14 protein-coding genes and 2 pseudogenes are annotated in these 15,237 nt (G+C 72.3%); 10 read left to right on the top strand and 6 right to left on the bottom strand.

Annotation, left to right across the window (positions count from 1 at the left end; all coding sequences use genetic code 11):
* The 7 genes and pseudogenes from MPTA5024_RS43570 to MPTA5024_RS17705 all read left to right on the top strand — a co-directional run.
* Positions 1-415: pseudogene (locus MPTA5024_RS43570) on the top strand (hypothetical protein); the annotation flags it as partial.
* Positions 416-427: 12 nt separating this feature from the next.
* Positions 428-1,861 carry a sensor histidine kinase gene (locus MPTA5024_RS17730; RefSeq protein ID WP_036325172.1) on the top strand — a complete coding sequence of 478 codons (1,434 nt, stop codon included), beginning with the start codon at positions 428-430 and terminating at the stop codon, positions 1,859-1,861.
* A 373-nt stretch (positions 1,862-2,234) separates the two neighbouring features.
* Positions 2,235-3,527, top strand: a complete 1,293-nt coding sequence (locus MPTA5024_RS17725) for an ABC transporter substrate-binding protein (protein ID WP_051458291.1) — start codon at positions 2,235-2,237, stop codon at positions 3,525-3,527.
* A 70-nt stretch (positions 3,528-3,597) separates the two neighbouring features.
* Positions 3,598-4,614 (top strand): carbohydrate ABC transporter permease, encoded by a 1,017-nt coding sequence (locus MPTA5024_RS17720; RefSeq protein WP_232326514.1) that lies wholly within the window; start codon positions 3,598-3,600, stop codon positions 4,612-4,614.
* Entirely contained in the window at positions 4,611-5,477 is an 867-nt protein-coding gene (locus tag MPTA5024_RS17715) for a carbohydrate ABC transporter permease (RefSeq protein WP_036325171.1), read from the top strand. Before MPTA5024_RS17720 ends, MPTA5024_RS17715 begins: the two co-directional genes overlap by 4 nt.
* Positions 5,474-6,913, top strand: coding sequence for a GH1 family beta-glucosidase (locus tag MPTA5024_RS17710; RefSeq protein WP_051458290.1), 1,440 nt, complete (start codon positions 5,474-5,476; stop codon positions 6,911-6,913). Before MPTA5024_RS17715 ends, MPTA5024_RS17710 begins: the two co-directional genes overlap by 4 nt.
* A 135-nt stretch (positions 6,914-7,048) precedes the next feature.
* Complete coding sequence (locus MPTA5024_RS17705; protein ID WP_198167207.1) at positions 7,049-9,316, top strand: RICIN domain-containing protein; 2,268 nt, start codon at positions 7,049-7,051, stop codon at positions 9,314-9,316.
* Positions 9,317-9,416: 100 nt separating this feature from the next.
* Here MPTA5024_RS17705 and MPTA5024_RS17700 read toward each other — a convergent pair whose 3' ends face one another.
* Positions 9,417-9,875 carry a nuclear transport factor 2 family protein gene (locus MPTA5024_RS17700; protein ID WP_036325170.1) on the bottom strand — a complete coding sequence of 153 codons (459 nt, stop codon included), beginning with the start codon at positions 9,873-9,875 and terminating at the stop codon, positions 9,417-9,419.
* 108 nt (positions 9,876-9,983) lie between these two features.
* Positions 9,984-10,862, bottom strand: coding sequence for a GNAT family N-acetyltransferase (locus MPTA5024_RS17695; protein ID WP_036325169.1), 879 nt, complete (start codon positions 10,860-10,862; stop codon positions 9,984-9,986).
* A gap of 130 nt (positions 10,863-10,992) precedes the next feature.
* Between MPTA5024_RS17695 and MPTA5024_RS17690 the strand changes: the two genes are divergently transcribed.
* The gene (locus MPTA5024_RS17690) at positions 10,993-11,424 is read left to right on the top strand and encodes an ester cyclase (protein ID WP_036325168.1); all 432 of its coding nucleotides are present in this window, start codon (positions 10,993-10,995) and stop codon (positions 11,422-11,424) included.
* A 3-nt stretch (positions 11,425-11,427) separates the two neighbouring features.
* Here MPTA5024_RS17690 and MPTA5024_RS44660 read toward each other — a convergent pair.
* Positions 11,428-11,882: pseudogene (locus MPTA5024_RS44660) on the bottom strand (phosphorothioated DNA-binding restriction endonuclease); the annotation flags it as partial.
* 47 nt (positions 11,883-11,929) lie between these two features.
* Between MPTA5024_RS44660 and MPTA5024_RS17675 the strand changes: the two are divergent.
* Complete coding sequence (locus MPTA5024_RS17675; RefSeq protein WP_036325167.1) at positions 11,930-12,277, top strand: nucleotide pyrophosphohydrolase; 348 nt, start codon at positions 11,930-11,932, stop codon at positions 12,275-12,277.
* A 58-nt stretch (positions 12,278-12,335) separates the two neighbouring features.
* Here MPTA5024_RS17675 and MPTA5024_RS17670 read toward each other — a convergent pair whose 3' ends face one another.
* Both MPTA5024_RS17670 and MPTA5024_RS17665 read right to left on the bottom strand, forming a co-directional pair.
* Complete coding sequence (locus MPTA5024_RS17670) at positions 12,336-13,499, bottom strand: hypothetical protein (RefSeq protein WP_036325166.1); 1,164 nt, start codon at positions 13,497-13,499, stop codon at positions 12,336-12,338.
* 79 nt (positions 13,500-13,578) lie between these two features.
* Positions 13,579-13,989, bottom strand: coding sequence for a DUF2000 domain-containing protein (locus MPTA5024_RS17665; protein WP_036325165.1), 411 nt, complete (start codon positions 13,987-13,989; stop codon positions 13,579-13,581).
* An 85-nt stretch (positions 13,990-14,074) separates the two neighbouring features.
* Here MPTA5024_RS17665 and MPTA5024_RS17660 point away from each other — a divergent pair, with 85 nt between their 5' ends.
* Positions 14,075-14,899, top strand: coding sequence for an AraC family transcriptional regulator (locus MPTA5024_RS17660; RefSeq protein WP_036325164.1), 825 nt, complete (start codon positions 14,075-14,077; stop codon positions 14,897-14,899).
* A gap of 4 nt (positions 14,900-14,903) precedes the next feature.
* Here the strand turns inward: MPTA5024_RS17660 and MPTA5024_RS42285 are convergent.
* The coding region (locus MPTA5024_RS42285; RefSeq protein WP_036326588.1) for an MFS transporter at positions 14,904-15,237 on the bottom strand (334 nt) is incomplete at its 5' end.

The raw sequence follows: 15,237 nt of genomic DNA, 5'->3' as shown, positions 1-15,237 counted from the left end.
CGCCCGGCCCCCGCACGTCATGCCCGCCGCTCATGCCCTCCCCACCCCAGGACCCGCCCGGCCCGCCGCGCACGGCCACCCGATGCCGGCCGCGGGACCCGCCCGGCCCGCCGCTCATGCCCTCCCCACCCCCGGGCCTGCCCGGCCCGCCGCGAAGGCCACGTTCGTCGCGAAGGCCGCGCTCGTCACGAAGGCCGCGCTCGTCGCGGACGGGCTCCTCCGCGTGGACGTCACAGCCGTCGCGGACGAGCTCCTCACCGGGGGGCTACCTCCCGCGAACGGCCTGCCCTCCGTGGCCGGGCGTCGCCTCGTACGAGGCCGCGCGGCCGGGAACGCCCCCGTGGGGAACGCCGTCCTCCCCCGGTGCGCCCGCCTCCACGTCCCCGCCTGCCGCCCCCCCACCGATCACGGTTAGCGGTCGCGCCCCATGCCCGCCGTGCCCCGCCTCGCCCACCTCCGGATCGGCTCCCTGTCGCTCCGGAGCCGGATCACCCTTCTGGTGACCATGCTCGCGGTGGTCCTCCTGGCGCCCACGGGACTGGGTGCGGCGACCATCGCGCGGCAGCGGCTGTCCGACATGGAGTGGCGGCAGGCCCGGGCACAGGCCGCGATCACGGCACAGGACGTGCTGCGGAGAAGGCTGACCTACCCCGTCGTCCCGCGCATCGCCGGCATCGACCTGGTCCAGGTCGTGACCTCAGATCACCACGTTCTCGACTCCTCGGCCGCCGCCCGGACGCTTCCGCCGCTGACCGCCGTCCTGCCGTCCCCGCAACGGCCCCGGCTGGACGTCCAGTCCTGCGGCGACCCGCGCGTCGGCTGCGTCCGCCTCTCGGTCGTCCTCGCGGGCACGGCCCGCGGCTCTCCCGTCGTGTACGCCGGGGGACGCGTCCCCGGCCTCGTCTCCACCGGGATCTTCGACACCTTCTTCGCCGTCCAGGTCGTGGGGCTCGTCTCGCTGACCGCCTGGACGACGTGGCGCGTCACCGGCCGTGTGCTGCGCCCGGTCGAGGCCATCCGCGCCGAGCTCGCCTCGATCAACCTCGGCGACCTCGACAGGCGGGTGCCCGTGCCGCCCGGCCGGGACGAGATCGCCCGGCTCGCCGACGCCGTCAACGGCACCCTGAGCCGGCTCGACCAGGCGCGCAGATGCCTGGAGAGGATGGTCGAGCGGCAACGGCAGTTCGCCTCCGACGCCTCCCATGAGCTGCGCACGCCGATCGCCGGCCTCCGCGCCCAACTGGAGGAGGTTCAGCTCCACCCCGAGGACTCCGACCTGCCGGCGGTGCTGGAGCGCGCGCTCGGCGACGTGGACCGCCTGGAGTCCATCGCCGCCGACCTGCTGCTGCTCGCCCGCCTCGGCTCCGAGGGCGCCCACCGGCGGATCCGCCTGGACCTCGCAGAACTCGTGCGGGGGGAACTGGCCCGGCGGCTGCCCAGGTGTCTCCTCCACGCCTGCCTCGAACCGGGGACGGAGGTCGAGGCCGAGCCCGTCCACCTGCGGCGCGCCCTCGGCAACCTGCTCGACAACGCCCTGCGCCACGCGCGGCGCAACGTGTGGGTCGAGGTCCGCCGCGTCCGGGACGGCGCGCTGCTGACCGTCACCGACGACGGCGACGGCATCCCCGAATCCGACAGGGAGCGGGTCTTCCACCGGTTCACCCGGCTCGACACCGCGCGCAGCCGGAACCACGGGGGCACGGGGCTCGGGCTGGCCATCGCGCGGGAGGTGGCGCACGCCCACGAGGGAACCCTGTCCATCGAGGACTGCGCGGAGGGCGGGGCGCGGTTCGTCCTTCGCCTTCCCCTGGCCCCGCCGGCGACCGGGGCTCGGGAGGAGCCGGCGCCGGGCGACCTCTGAGCGGGCGGCCCCCGCGGCACGGCGACAGCGGGCACGACCCCGTTCACGACTCGGGGAGCGCTCCCGCACGACGAGAGTGCGCTTCTTCCTCAGGTTCTGTCAAGACCGGGATCAACCTGCCGGAAAACCGCCGTACCCGTTCCCTGGTGAGGTGGGAGCGCTCCCCCAGAGTCCGCCAGGGCCGAGTCGACCGTTATTTACCTGCATGAACGCGGACGATTCCGAGAAAGCGCTCCCTCGCAGCGCCCGGCCCGGCGTGCCGTTTCGTTACGAAGCTGACGACCCTCTCCCCGTTGACACCCCGCTCCGGGCGGGCGACTCTTTCCAGAGAGCGCTCCCTCCATGATCAAATATTCGCCCCCCAGGAGGGTCCATGGGCAGCTTCAGCCCCAGGATCGTGACCCCGTTGCTCGCCGCCGCCGTTCTCGTCGGCGCCACCTCGTGTGGCGGCGGAGGAACGGGCGGGACGAGCGCGTCCGGTCAGCCCGCCGGCAAGGTCAAGCTGACCGTCGCGCTGTTCAGCGACTTCCACTTCGCCCCCTTGTACGAGGAGTTCAAGAAGACGCACCCCAACGTCGACATCGTCGAGCGGCGGGCCCAGTTCAACGACCACCACCGGAACCTGACCACGCAGCTGGCCACAGGGGCGGGCGCGGCCGACGTGGTGGCGGTGGAGGCGGGCTACATCGCCCAGTTCACCCCGATGGCCGACAAGTTCTACGACCTGAACCAGTACGGGCTCGGCAAGCGCCAGGGCGACTACCTGGACTGGAAGTGGAAGCAGGGACTGTCCCCCGACGGCGGCAGGCTGCTGGGCCTCGGCACCGACGTCGGCGGCCTGGCCATGTGCTACCGCACCGACCTGTTCAAGAAGGCGGGCCTGCCCACCGACCGCGACGAGGTCGGCAAGCTCTGGCCGACCTGGGAGGACTACATGGCGGCCGGCAAGAAGTTCGTCGCCAACGCCGGCGGCGCCAAGTGGTTCGACGGCCCGGGCGAGAACTTCCGCGCCATGGTCGACCAGGCCCCCGTCGGGTTCTACGACCAGCAGAACAACCTGGTCGCCGGGACCAACCCCGACGTCAAGAAGGCCTTCGACCTGAACGCCGAGATGATCCAGGCGGGGCTGTCCGCCAAGCTGGCGGCCTTCAGCCCGCCGTGGAACACCGGCCTGACCAAGGGCTCGTTCGCCACGGTGATCTGCCCGTCCTGGAAGACCGGCAGCATCAAGGACGCCGCGCCCACGACGTCCGGCAAATGGGACGTGGCCGCGGTGCCCGGCGGTGGCGGCGGCAACCAGGGCGGCACGCACCTGATGGCCCCCAAGCAGGGCAAGCACCCGAAGGAGGCGGCCGAGCTGATCGACCTGCTTACCAGCAAGGCCTCCCAGCTGCGGCTGTTCACCGAGGCCGGCGCGCTGCCGTCGATCCCGGCGCTGTACGACGACCCGACGATCACCTCGTTCACGAACCCGTTCTTCAACGACGCGCCCACCGGCAAGATCTTCACCGACGCCGCCAAGGCGCTGAAGCCGCAGTACGTGGGCCCCAAGGCCGGCGACGTGCTGACGACCTTCGGCAACGCCCTCCAGCGCATCGAGCAGGGCAAGCAGAACCCCCAGGACTCCTGGACCCAGGCGCTGGACGACCTGCAGCGCATCAAGTGATCCCGGACGCGGCCGGCCCGAGCGGGCCGGCCGCCTCCCGTTGGCAGGCGAAGGACGTGAAGGAGTCGTCGTGGCCGCTGATGGCGCCGACCAAGTGGCGGTGATCGGGTCCGGGCCGCCGGCCCACGGCAGGGAGCCGGCCCCGCCGTACGGGGAGGGGCGGTCCGGCCGCATGAGGCGGACGGCCCGCCGGCAGTGGGTGCACCGGGTGGACCGGGCGGTGTCGCCGTACGCCTACGTGACGCCGTTCTTCCTGGTGTTCGCGGCGTTCGGGCTGTTCCCCCTGGTGTACACCGCGTGGGTGAGCCTCCACGACTGGAGCCTGCTGTCGGAGGCGCACACGTTCGTCGGGCTCGACAACTACCGGACCCTCATGGGCGACTCCTACTTCTGGAACGCGGCGTTCAACACCGTGTCCATCGGGATCCTCTCGACGGTGCCGCAGCTCGCCCTCGCCATCTGGCTGGCCCACCTCCTCAACCGGCCGCTGCGGTCCCAGACGCTGTTCCGGGTCACGCTGCTGCTGCCCAACGTCACGAGCGTGGTGGCGGTCGTGGTCATCTTCAGCCAGCTGTTCGGCCGCGACTACGGCCTGATCAACTGGGTGCTGTCGTGGTTCGGCATCGGCGCGATCGACTGGAACGCGGGCACCGCGACCTCCCACGCGGCCATCTCCACCATGATCATGTGGCGCTGGACCGGCTACAACACGCTGATCTTCCTGGCCGCCATGCAGGCCGTCCCGCGAGACCTGTACGAGGCCGCGACGATCGACGGGGCCTCCTCCTTCACGCAGTTGCGCCGCATCACGATCCCGATGATCCGGCCGACGATCGTGTTCGTCGTGATCACCTCGACGATCGGCGCCGTCCAGATCCTCGCCGAGCCGCTGCTGTTCGGCACCTACAGCGTGACGGGCGGCCCGGACCGCCAGTACCAGACGCTCGCGCTGTACATCTACGAGAACTTCACCAAGCTCGACTTCGGCTACGCCTCGGCCGTCTCGTGGATGATGTTCGTCTTCATCGTCCTCGTCGTGGCCGTCAACTACGCCCTCACCCGCCGCACCAGAGGGAGCCTCACATGACCGCCCAGGTGACGAGCGGCGCGCACGCCCGCCCCGGCCGCCCGTACGGCGGCGTCGGCCGCACCCTGACCTACCTGACCCTGACGGCGGTGGCGTTCTTCTCCGCCCTGCCGCTCTACTACAGCGTGGTCGTCGCCTCCCGCGACAACTCGGCCCTGGCGTCCGTGCCTCCCCCGCTCGTGCCCGGCGGCAACCTGGTCGCCAACATCTCCCGCGTCTTCGACACCGTCCCCTTCGCGCTCGCGCTGCTCAACTCGGTGCTGGTGGCCGGGCTCATCGCCACGTCGGTGATGTTCTTCTCCACGCTGGCCGGGTTCGCGTTCGCCAAGCTGCGCTTCCGCGGCAGCCGGGCCCTGCTGGTGCTGACGATCACCACGATGATGGTCCCCACGCAGCTCGGCATCATCCCGCTCTACCTGATCATGGTGAAGCTGGAGTGGACGGGCACCCTGTACGCCCTGATCGTGCCGGCCCTGACGAACGCGTTCGGCGTGTTCTTCATGACGCAGTACCTGTCGCGCGCCCTGCCGGGCGAGCTGCTGGAGGCCGGCCGCGTCGACGGCTGCACGACGTGGGGGCTGTTCTGGCACGTCGCCCTGCCCGCCGCGCGCCCGGCGGCGGCCGTGCTCGGGATGCTCACGTTCATGTCGGCCTGGAACGACTACTTCTGGCCGCTGGTCGTGCTGACCCCCGAGAACCCCACCGTCCAAGTCGCCCTGTCGACGCTGGCCGCGGGCTACGTGAGCGACTACGCCCTCAGCCTCGCCGGGACCACGCTCGGCACGCTGCCGCTGGTCATCGTGTTCGCCCTGCTCGGCAAGCAGGTCATCGGAGGAATCATGCAAGGAGCTGTGAAGGGATGACCATGACCACCACTCGGGGGACCCTGCCCTCCTTGCTGACGGAGGGACGGGCGGTGTTCCCCGACGGCTTCGTGTGGGGCGCGGCGACCGCGTCGTACCAGATCGAGGGGGCCGCGCGCGACGACGGACGCGGCCCCTCCGTCTGGGACACCTTCTCCCGCACGCCGGGAGCGGTCGCGCAGGGCCACACGGGCGACGTGGCCTGCGACCACTACCACCGGTACGCCGAGGACGTGCGGCTCATGTCCGAGCTGGGGCTGGCGGCGTACCGGTTCTCCGTCGCCTGGCCCCGGATCCGGCCGGACGGGAGCGGGCCGGTCAACCCCCGGGGCATGGACTTCTACGACCGGCTGGTCGACGAGCTCGCGGCCGCCGGCATCACGCCGTACGTGACCCTGTACCACTGGGACCTCCCGCAGGCGCTCGAGGACCGGGGCGGCTGGACGGCGCGGGACACCGCCTACCGGTTCGCCGACTACGCGGCCGCCGTCCACGCCCGCCTCGGGGACCGGGTGCGGCACTGGACGACGCTCAACGAGCCGTGGGTGCAGGCCTTCCTGGGCTACGGCTCGGGCGTCCACGCGCCCGGGCGGCGCGACGCCGCCGCCTCCCTCGTCGCCGCGCACCACTTCCTGCTCGCGCACGGGCTGGCCGCGCAGGCGCTGCGCGAGGCCGGGGCGCCGGAGATCATGCTGGTCGTCAACACCGCGCCGGTGCTGACGCCCGCCCAGATCGCCGACGCGGCCGCCGAGCCGGACGAGGCGGACGCGGAGGCGGCCGACCGCGTCGACTGCCTGCTCACCCGGCAGATCCTCGACCCCGTGCTGCTCGGGACCTATCCCGCCACCGTGCTGGAGATCGTCGAACGGCACGCCGGGCTGAGCCACGTCCACGACGACGACCTGCGGACCATCCACCAGCCCATCGAGCTGGTCGGGGTGAACTACTACAGCCCCTGCGTCGTGCGGTCGAGCCCCGGCGAGCCGGCCAACCCGGCCTACCCGGGCAGCGAGGGCATCGCGTTCCCGGCCGTCGAGGTCCCGGTGACGGCGATGGACTGGCCGATCGTGCCCGAGGCGCTCTCGCGTCACCTGCTGCGCCTGTCGCGCGACTACCCGGACGCCGGGCTGATGGTCACGGAGAACGGCGCGGCGTTCGACGACGTGGTGACCGCGGGCGAGGGCGCCGGCCACGTCCACGACGACGACCGCACCGCCTACCTGGACTCGCACCTGCGGGCCGTGCACGCGGCGATCGAGGGAGGCGCGGACGTGCGCGGATATCTCGTGTGGTCGCTGCTCGACAACTTCGAGTGGGCCGAGGGGTACGCCCGCAGGTTCGGCATCGTCCACGTGGACTTCGCCACCCAACGGCGGCTGCCCAAGGACAGCGCGCTGTGGTTCCGTGAGGTCGCCGGCCGCAACGGGCTCGCGTGAGCCGTGCGGGAGCCGGCGTGAGATCCCGGAGCGGGGCGCCACCACCGCCCTGACGGGCGTATCCCATCGTGAGGCGGCCATACATCACGAGGTCCGTCGCGGGCGCCCCCGCGCGCGGCGGCAGGAGGAGGTCCTGTGTCCCTGGGACGCGACGAGACCGGCGGGATCCACCCGCCACCCCGGCGAAGGAGTCGGCTCGGCCCGGTCGCGGCCGCGCCGGCGCTGCTCGCGGGGCTCGCCCTCACGACGGTGGCCGCACCCCCCGCCTCGGCCGCGGCGCCCCCGGCCGCGGTCACGGCGGCGGCGGCCCTGCCCACCGGCTCGACCACGGTGGTGAACAAGGGCAGCGGCAGGTGCGTGGACGCCCGCGCGGCCGCCACGGCCAACGGCACCGCCGTCCAGCAGTACACCTGCAACGGCACCGGCGCCCAGCTGTGGCAGGTGCAGGCGACCAGCGGCGGCTACTACCGGCTGAACGCGGCCGGCAACCCCGCCCAGGTGTGGGACGTCACGAACGTCTCGACGGCCGACGCCGCGCCCGTCCAGCTCTGGGCGTACGGCGGCGGCGACAACCAGCAGTGGCAGCCCGTCGAGGAAGCGGGCGGCGCCTACCACTTCGTCAACCGCCACAGCGGCAAGTGCCTGGACGTGCCCGGCGCCTCCACGGCGGACTCCGTCCAGCTCCAGCAGTACACATGCAACGGAACGGCGGCGCAGTCATTCGTCATGGGAACCCCCTCCAACCCGCCCGGCACCCCTGATCTCGGGCCGAACGTGCTCGTCTTCGACCCGTCGATGGCGGCCTCCACCATCCAGAGCAGGCTGAACAGCGTGTTCTCCCAGCAGGAGAGGAACCAGTTCGGCAGCGCCAGGTACGCCCTGATGTTCAAGCCCGGCGCGTACGACGTCGACGTCAACGTCGGCTTCTACACGCAGGTGCTGGGGCTCGGCGCGTCCCCGGACGACGTCACGATCAACGGCCGGGTGCACGCCGAGGCCGACTGGTTCCAGGGCAACGCGACCCAGAACTTCTGGCGTGGCGCGGAGAACCTGTCGGTCACCCCGACGGGCGGCCAGGACCGGTGGGCGGTCTCCCAGGCCGCGCCGTACCGGCGCATGCACGTGCGGGGCGGCCTCACGCTCGTCGACGGCGGCTGGGCGAGCGGCGGCTGGATCTCCGACTCCAAGATCGACGGCACGGTCGACTCGGGCGGGCAGCAGCAGTGGCTGACCCGCGACTCCCAGATCGGCGGCTGGACGGGGGAGAACTGGAACCTCGTCTTCGCCGGAGTGGCCGGCGCTCCCCCCACCGGCTTCCCGAACCCGTCGTACACGACGCTGCCGACCACGCCGGTGACGCGGGAGAAGCCGTTCCTGTACGTCGACCAGTCGGGCGCCTACCAGGTGTTCGTGCCCGCGCTGCGGACCGGCGCCCAGGGCGCGAGCTGGACCGGCGGCTCGACGGCCGGCACGTCGATCCCCATCGACCAGTTCTACATCGCCAAGCCGGGCGCCACCGCGGCCGACGTCAACGCGGCGCTGGCCGCCGGGAAGAACCTCCTGTTCACCCCCGGCGTCTACCACCTGACCGACACGATCAGGGTGACCCGTCCCGACACCGTGGTGCTCGGCCTCGGCCTGGCCACGCTGCAGGCGGACAACGGCGTCATGGCCCTGTCGGTCGCCGACGTCGACGGCGTGAAGATCGCCGGTCTGCTGATCGAGGCCGGGACCACCACCTCACCCGTCCTCATGCAGGTGGGCCCGTCCGGGTCGGGCCAAAGCCACGCGGCCGACCCGACGTCGCTGCACGACGTGTTCATCCGCATCGGCGGCCCGATCGCGGGGCGCGCCACCCAGAGCCTGGTGATCAACAGCTCCGACGTGATCGGGGACCACCTCTGGCTGTGGCGGGCCGACCACTCCGACGACTCCCACCCGGGCACGGTCGGCTGGACGACCAACCCGGCGGACACCGGACTGATCGTCAACGGCGCCCGCGTCACGATGTACGGCCTGTTCGTCGAGCACTACCAGAAGTACCAGGTCGTCTGGAACGGCGAGGACGGGCGGACCTACATGTTCCAGAACGAGATGCCGTACGACCCGCCCAACCAGTCCGCCTGGATGAACGGCTCCACCCAGGGCTACGCGGCCTACAAGGTGGCGGCGCCGGTCACCCGGCACGAGGCCTGGGGCATGGGCAGCTACTGCTACTTCAACGTCAACCCGGGCGTGGTCGCGGCCCGCTCCTTCGAGGTGCCGGACACCCCGAACGTGCGGTTCCACAGCCTGATCTCGGTCTCGCTCGGCGGCACCGGCACGATCAGCCACGTCGTCAACAACACCGGTGACGCGGCGCGGTCCGGGCACACCGAGTCCACCCTCGTCTCCTACCCCTAGCGGAAAGGTGACGGAACACCGGTCTCCCACCGGGCGGCCGGTGTTCCGTCATCCCCGGCGCGGCGGTTCATGAGCTCGGCGGCCCACGGGCGTGGCGGCCCTATCTGAGCGGGATGCCCGCGTCCCTCTCGGACTCCGGGCGGGGGCCGAAGATGCGCCGCTCGCCCTCATCGATCGGCACGTCGTTGATGCTCGCCTCCCGCCTGCTCATCAGGCCCTCGGGGGTGAACTCCCACAGCTCGTTGCCGTAGCTGCGCCACCACTGGCCGTCCGCGTCCCGGCTCTCGTACTGGAACCGCACGGCGATCCGGTTGCCGCTGAACGACCACAGGTCCTTGCGCAGGGAGTAGTCGAGCTCGCGCTCCCACTTCCCCGTCAGGAACTCCACGATCTCCCGGCGCCCCGTCACGAACCGGTCGCGGTTCCGCCACTCGGAGTCCTCCGTGTAGCCCAGGGCGACGCGTTCGGGGTCGCGGGTGTTCCAGGCGTCCTCGGCCGCCTGCACCTTCTGCCGGGCGGTCTCCTCGGTGAACGGCGGAACCGGTGGTCGTGCGCTCATGGCGACCTCACACGTTGTCGTGAGAAACGGTCGTTTTCTCCTAGCGTTTCCCGGTGAGGAGCGGTGGAACCGAAACCCTGCCGGGGCGGCCCTGCCGACGGACGCCGCTCAGCCGAGCGCCGACATGAACGACGCGACCAGGCGGGACCGGTCGCCGGGAAGCGCCCGCCCGCCGTGGACCATGAACGCCGTCGTGGACGACTGCGGCACGCCGTGTCCCGAGATCCAGGAGATCAACTCGGTACGGCCCCCACCGAGGTCGATCCTGATCCGGACGTCCGTGTCCCGGGCCAGGTCGGCGACGAGGGCACGGGCGGTCTCGTCGTCCTCCGCGACGACCGGGCCGACGAACACCCTGTCGCCGCTCCGCCAGGACGCCCCGTACCCGGTGATCTCCCCGTCCCGCCCGGCGACCCGGACCTGCTCGGCGAAGTCGAACAGGCGGGCCAGCAGGCCGGACCGGTCGGCCCCGAAGACCTCGGCGTCGAGGGCGCACAGCGCGGCCAGGTCGCGCCCGGGCTCGGCGAGCCGCGTGGCGCTCCGCTCGCGGCCGGGCCCGCCGTGCGCGCCGTCGCCCGCGTCGAAGCGCCCGACGCAGGCATGGATCATGCCGACCGTCTCGAAGCCCAGCTTCTCGTAGAGGGGCCGGCCGTACTCCGTCGCGCACAGGAACACGGTCGCGTCGCCGGCCTCGGCCAGCGCGTGGTTCAGGAGGCGGCGTCCCAGCCCTCGCCTGCTGTACCGGGAGGCCACCAGCATCATGCCGACCGCGGCCGCCGTCCCGCCGTACCGGGTGAGGATGGTCGTCCCCGCCAGGCCGTCGCCGTCCGGGGCGTCGATGCCGAAGCCCTCGCCGTACTCCAGCAGGAGCCGCCACTTGCGCTCCTCCCTGGGCCAGGACCGGTCCTGCGCCAGGTCGAGGCAGCGGGGCACGTCGTCGAGGCCGAGGCGGCGGACGGGCAGGGAGGACGGGTCTGCGGGCTTCATGGGCACCTTTCTCTCGACGGCCATCCGGCGCCGGCGGCCCCGGGCACCGCGGCCTGAGGTTCGGGCCGCCCCGATACCCTGGCTGGGAACGCCCCTCACCGGCTTCCGATCGCGAGAGGGGGACTCGCGCATGCCGGACCTGCCCGAGCTGACGGACGCCATGATCGGCGCGTTCAACGCGCACGACCTGAAGGCGGCACTCCTGTGCTACACGCCGGGAGCAGTGTACGTGTCGCCGAGCGGCATGGGCGAGGGCCGAGACGAGATCGCCTCGTTCCTGGGGGCGTTCCTCACCGGCTTCCCCGATGTGCGCGTGACGCCGTGGAGCACACTCGTCCTCGACGACCTCGTGGTCATCGAATGGACCCTCGCCGGCACGCACGAGGGGCCGTTCCTCATGCCGGGCGGCGAGGTCCTGGCGGCCACCGGGCGATCCGTGGGCATCCGCGGTTGCAGCGCCCGGACTATGGACCGCCACCTGATCGCCGCCCACCGCGTGTTCTACGACCAGCTCGAGCTGTACGCCCAGCTCGGCGCCGAACTCGCCCCCGAGACCCCCTGACCGTCACCCCCGCGCCGGGGCGCGGAACACCTGCCGGCCGTGCCACTCGATGTGCCGGGAGTGCACCGCGTCGAGCCCGCGCTGCGGCTCCCGTACGGACCTCCCGTTGAGGGCCAGCACCATCTCGCGGGCGGTCGCCGCCCTGCCCACGAATCTCGCGGAGACCGTGATCGTCCGGTCCTGCGTCAGGCCCAGCACGCCCTTGTCGAAGAGCTTGTGGTGCGAAGGCGGCCTCCGGCCTCGGCGCCGTCGACGTCCAGCCCGGTGAGCAGGCAGATGTCCGCGTGCAGCGAGGGCTCGAAGTTCGCGTCGAGAAGAACCCGGGCCAGTCTCGCCACCAGCCGCGAGTCCGCCGCCAGCGCCGCGGCCAGGTCCGGATGCAGGCGGCCGCGCGCCCCGCTCTCCCGTAAGCGGCCCACCTCCGGTCCCGGGCTCCCCCGGCCGTCGGCCGTGTCGATCGATCAGGCCGTGATGGGCGGGGGGCGAGAGGGTAGGGTCGGCGGACGTGGGTGAGCTGGAGCGGCTGGCGGACCGGATGCGGGAGTTCGCCCAGGCCCGGGACTGGGAGCGGTTCCATACGCCGAAGAACCTGGCCATGGCCCTCGCGGGCGAGGTCGGGGAGCTGGTCGCCGAGTTCCAGTGGCTGACGCCGGCCGAGTCGTCCGCGCTCGACGAGGAGGCGACGGCCCGGGTCCGCGCGGAGCTCGGCGACGTGACCGCCTACCTCGTCCGGCTCGCCGACCTCCTCGGCGTCGATCTGGTCCGGGCCGCGCACGACAAGCTCGACGAGAGCGAGCGGCGCTACGACCCCGGCCTCTACCGCGGCTCCGCCCGCAAGGCCCCACCCCTCTGACGCCCACTCACCGCGAACCATCGGACGCCGGCCTCCCATGCCGTGCGCATCCCCGCGATCAGGCGGGATCCGCCACACGGTCGGCGAACCAGATCATGGTCGTGACGATGACGTCGTACACCGCCTGATCCGCCAGGCGGGTGATGGGAAACGACGGGTAGAGCTCCAGCTTGTCGGGAGCGATGTCCACCCCGGGAGCCTCGTTGAGCCGCTGGCGGAGATCCTCCCTGAAGGCGGGCTTGTCGAATGGCCGCCTGCTCTTCAGAGCGCCGAAGGGGATCTCGACCGTCTTCGTGTAGAAGCGCACCATGTTCAGCGTCCGGCCGTCCCTGCGGACGATCGGCGCGCACGAGCCTTCTGAACGGCCGAAATGCATTTCTCCACCCCGAGCCCGCCACCAGTCAAGGAGCCTGACGACCGCGGCGGCGGCGTCCTCCCCGCTCGTGGCGCGGAGCTGCTGGAGGTAGCGCTCCATCTGGTGATCGAGCTCGCCCGGAGTCTGGGCGACGGCCTCGGCGTCCTGCTCCTGGGGGTCCGGCTGGGACTCGCTCTCCGGAACCTGCGTCTCCGGCGGCCCGTCCAGCGCGACCAGGATGGCGGCGGCCACCGCCTCCACGTATTCGATGGCGTGCCGGATCTCCTCGGCGCTGATCGCACTCCGGCGGCCGGGGCGGTCGGGGTCGCGATCCGCCTCATGCGAGATCTTGTTGCGGCGCCTCACGATCGCCGCCAGCTCCTCGACGACCGCCTGCCGCGTCGTCCTCGGGCCGTCCGCCCGTTCGGCGTTGAGCACGCGGGCGACCTCGTTCCACAGGGGTACGTCGCTGACGAGGGCGAACGCCTCACGGATCTTGTCCGGGTTCTGGAACGACCGCCATCCGAGGCTGGTGCGCAGATGGGCGCGGAAGGCGGCGTCGAGCGTCTTCCTCCGCGACGTGACGTCCTCCATGAGCCCCATGGGGATCTCGAAGTCGCGGAACCTGGGCGGCTTCCCGCTGTCCGGAGACTGCGCGAGCACGACCGCCCGGTGGTAGATCTCCTCGTGCACCCAGTGATCCAGGGCGGCCACGGCCTGGACCCACGCCGCCCGGTACAGATCGTCCGTGTCGAAGGACCGGACTCCCAGGTTCGACAGATGCCGGCCGCCCTCGACCATCTGACGGGCGTACGCGAGGTTCTGCTGGAAGTCGCCGAAGGCGGGGGTCGAAGCCGGGTGCGCCATGCGGATCCTCAGGTCGACACGGTCAGGTCCTCCCGATTATGAGGATCTTGCGTAGCCCCGGCAGGACGACCGGTAACAATCAGGGATGGAGCGGCAGGCCCTTGAGGGACTTGTCGACGGCGTTCCTGGGGCCGTGGACGGCGAGGCCGACGAGGGACATGTCGTCGGGCGTGACGGCCCGTACGACGGCGCGGTTGTCGTCGTCGTTGCCGGTCGTGAACATCTCCTCGATGTAGACGGCGGTGTCGAGACCCCGTGAGACGGCGCGGGAGCGCAGGGCGGACAGGCCGCCGGCGTCGGCCACGTAGACGAGGACGGGCTGCCGGAACGTCGGCAGGTACGCGGTTCCGGCGGCGTCCTCGTACGGCGACCCGATCAGGCCGGGGACGCCGCCGGCGACAGCGCCGGCCAGGAACGCGGTGACGTTGAGCCGCTGCCACACGGCCAGGTCGTCGCGGACCACGATGCCGATCTTGGTGTCGAAGCGCATGGGGACCAGGGTGACCGGGCCTGCGCGAACGCGTCTTGAACGCTCGTGCGGCCGCCACCATCGCGGTGCGGGCCACAATGGGGAGGTGGCACAGGACTGGTCCCGTTACTGGCGCTCGGCCGACCAGCCGCTCGAGGCCATGCGCGCCCACTTCACCCGGCACCGCTACCACCGGCACAGCCACGAGACCTACTCCTTCGGCGTGACGGAGGAGGGCGCGCAGGCGTTCACCTGCCGGGGCGCCTCGCACACGAGCGCCACGGGCATGGTGCTCGCGTTCAACCCGGACGACCCGCACGACGGCCACGCGGCCGACGAGCTGGGGTTCACCTACCGCATCGTCCACATCGGCCCCGAGCTGGTGACCGGCGTCCTGGCCGACGCGACCGGGGGCCGCGGCGCATTGCCGCTGTTCCCCCGCCCGGTCGTCGAGGACCAGGTGCTCGCGCGCGACCTGCTCGGCCTGCACCGCGCCCTCATCGGGCCCGCGACCGCCCTGCGCCGGGAGGAGGCGCTGACCGCCGCGGTCGCGTCCATCGTCCGCAGGGCCGCCGTACGGGGGCCGAGGCCGGCGGAGGCGGGTGAGCGGGAGACACGGCGGGTGGCCGAACGCGCGCGGGCCCGGCTGCGGGAGGCCCCCCTCGCGGACGTGACGGCCGGCGACCTGGCGGCCGCCGCCGGGTGCAGCAGGTTCGCGGTCTACCGCGCGTTCCGGTCGGTGTACGGGATGGCGCCCAGCGACTACCAGCGGCAGCTGCGGCTGCGGCACGCCCGGACGCTGATCGGTCAGGGCACGCCTCTGAGCGAGGCCGCCGTCCGGGCGGGGTTCGCCGACCAGAGCCACCTCACGCGCTGGTTCGTCCGGTCGTACGGGATCACGCCCGGGGAGTACCGGAACGCCGCCCGCTGAGGGATCAGGGCTCCCGGGAGTGGGCGCGGCCCACCTGGAGGGCGGCGGCGGCGAGGAGAACGGCGAGCGCGAGATACCCCGTGACAAGGGACCCGGCGGCGGCCAGGGCCCCGACCAGGAGGGGGCCGCCGGCGTCGCCGATCTCGCGGCCGACCTCGGCGGCGCCCATGGTCCGGCCCATCCGGTCGGGCGGCGTGGCCGCGGCGAGCGACGCGAACCCGAGCGGGGTGACCAGACCGACGCCCGCCCCGGCCAGGACGGCGGCGGCGAGCAGCGCCGCGACGCCAGGGACGGCGGCCGCGGCGAACGCGGCCGCGCACATCAGCAGCCCGGCGGCG

It is taken from the genome of Microbispora sp. ATCC PTA-5024 (genome assembly GCF_000511135.2).
Lineage (GTDB): Bacteria > Actinomycetota > Actinomycetes > Streptosporangiales > Streptosporangiaceae > Microbispora > Microbispora corallina.
This window is presented reverse-complemented; position numbering and strand designations above follow the sequence as displayed.

Bases quoted from the DNA above. Each gene is read 5' to 3' on its own strand.
- MPTA5024_RS17730 (WP_036325172.1), top strand. From the start codon at position 428: ATGCCCGCCGTGCCCCGCCTCGCCCACCTCCGGATCGGCTCCCTGTCG.
- MPTA5024_RS17725 (WP_051458291.1), top strand. From the start codon at position 2,235: ATGGGCAGCTTCAGCCCCAGGATCGTGACCCCGTTGCTCGCCGCCGCC.
- MPTA5024_RS17715 (WP_036325171.1), top strand. From the start codon at position 4,611: ATGACCGCCCAGGTGACGAGCGGCGCGCACGCCCGCCCCGGCCGCCCG.
- MPTA5024_RS17710 (WP_051458290.1), top strand. From the start codon at position 5,474: ATGACCATGACCACCACTCGGGGGACCCTGCCCTCCTTGCTGACGGAG.
- MPTA5024_RS17700 (WP_036325170.1), bottom strand. From the start codon at position 9,875: ATGAGCGCACGACCACCGGTTCCGCCGTTCACCGAGGAGACCGCCCGG.
- MPTA5024_RS17695 (WP_036325169.1), bottom strand. From the start codon at position 10,862: ATGAAGCCCGCAGACCCGTCCTCCCTGCCCGTCCGCCGCCTCGGCCTC.
- MPTA5024_RS17690 (WP_036325168.1), top strand. From the start codon at position 10,993: ATGCCGGACCTGCCCGAGCTGACGGACGCCATGATCGGCGCGTTCAAC.
- MPTA5024_RS17670 (WP_036325166.1), bottom strand. From the start codon at position 13,499: ATGGCGCACCCGGCTTCGACCCCCGCCTTCGGCGACTTCCAGCAGAAC.
- MPTA5024_RS17665 (WP_036325165.1), bottom strand. From the start codon at position 13,989: ATGCGCTTCGACACCAAGATCGGCATCGTGGTCCGCGACGACCTGGCC.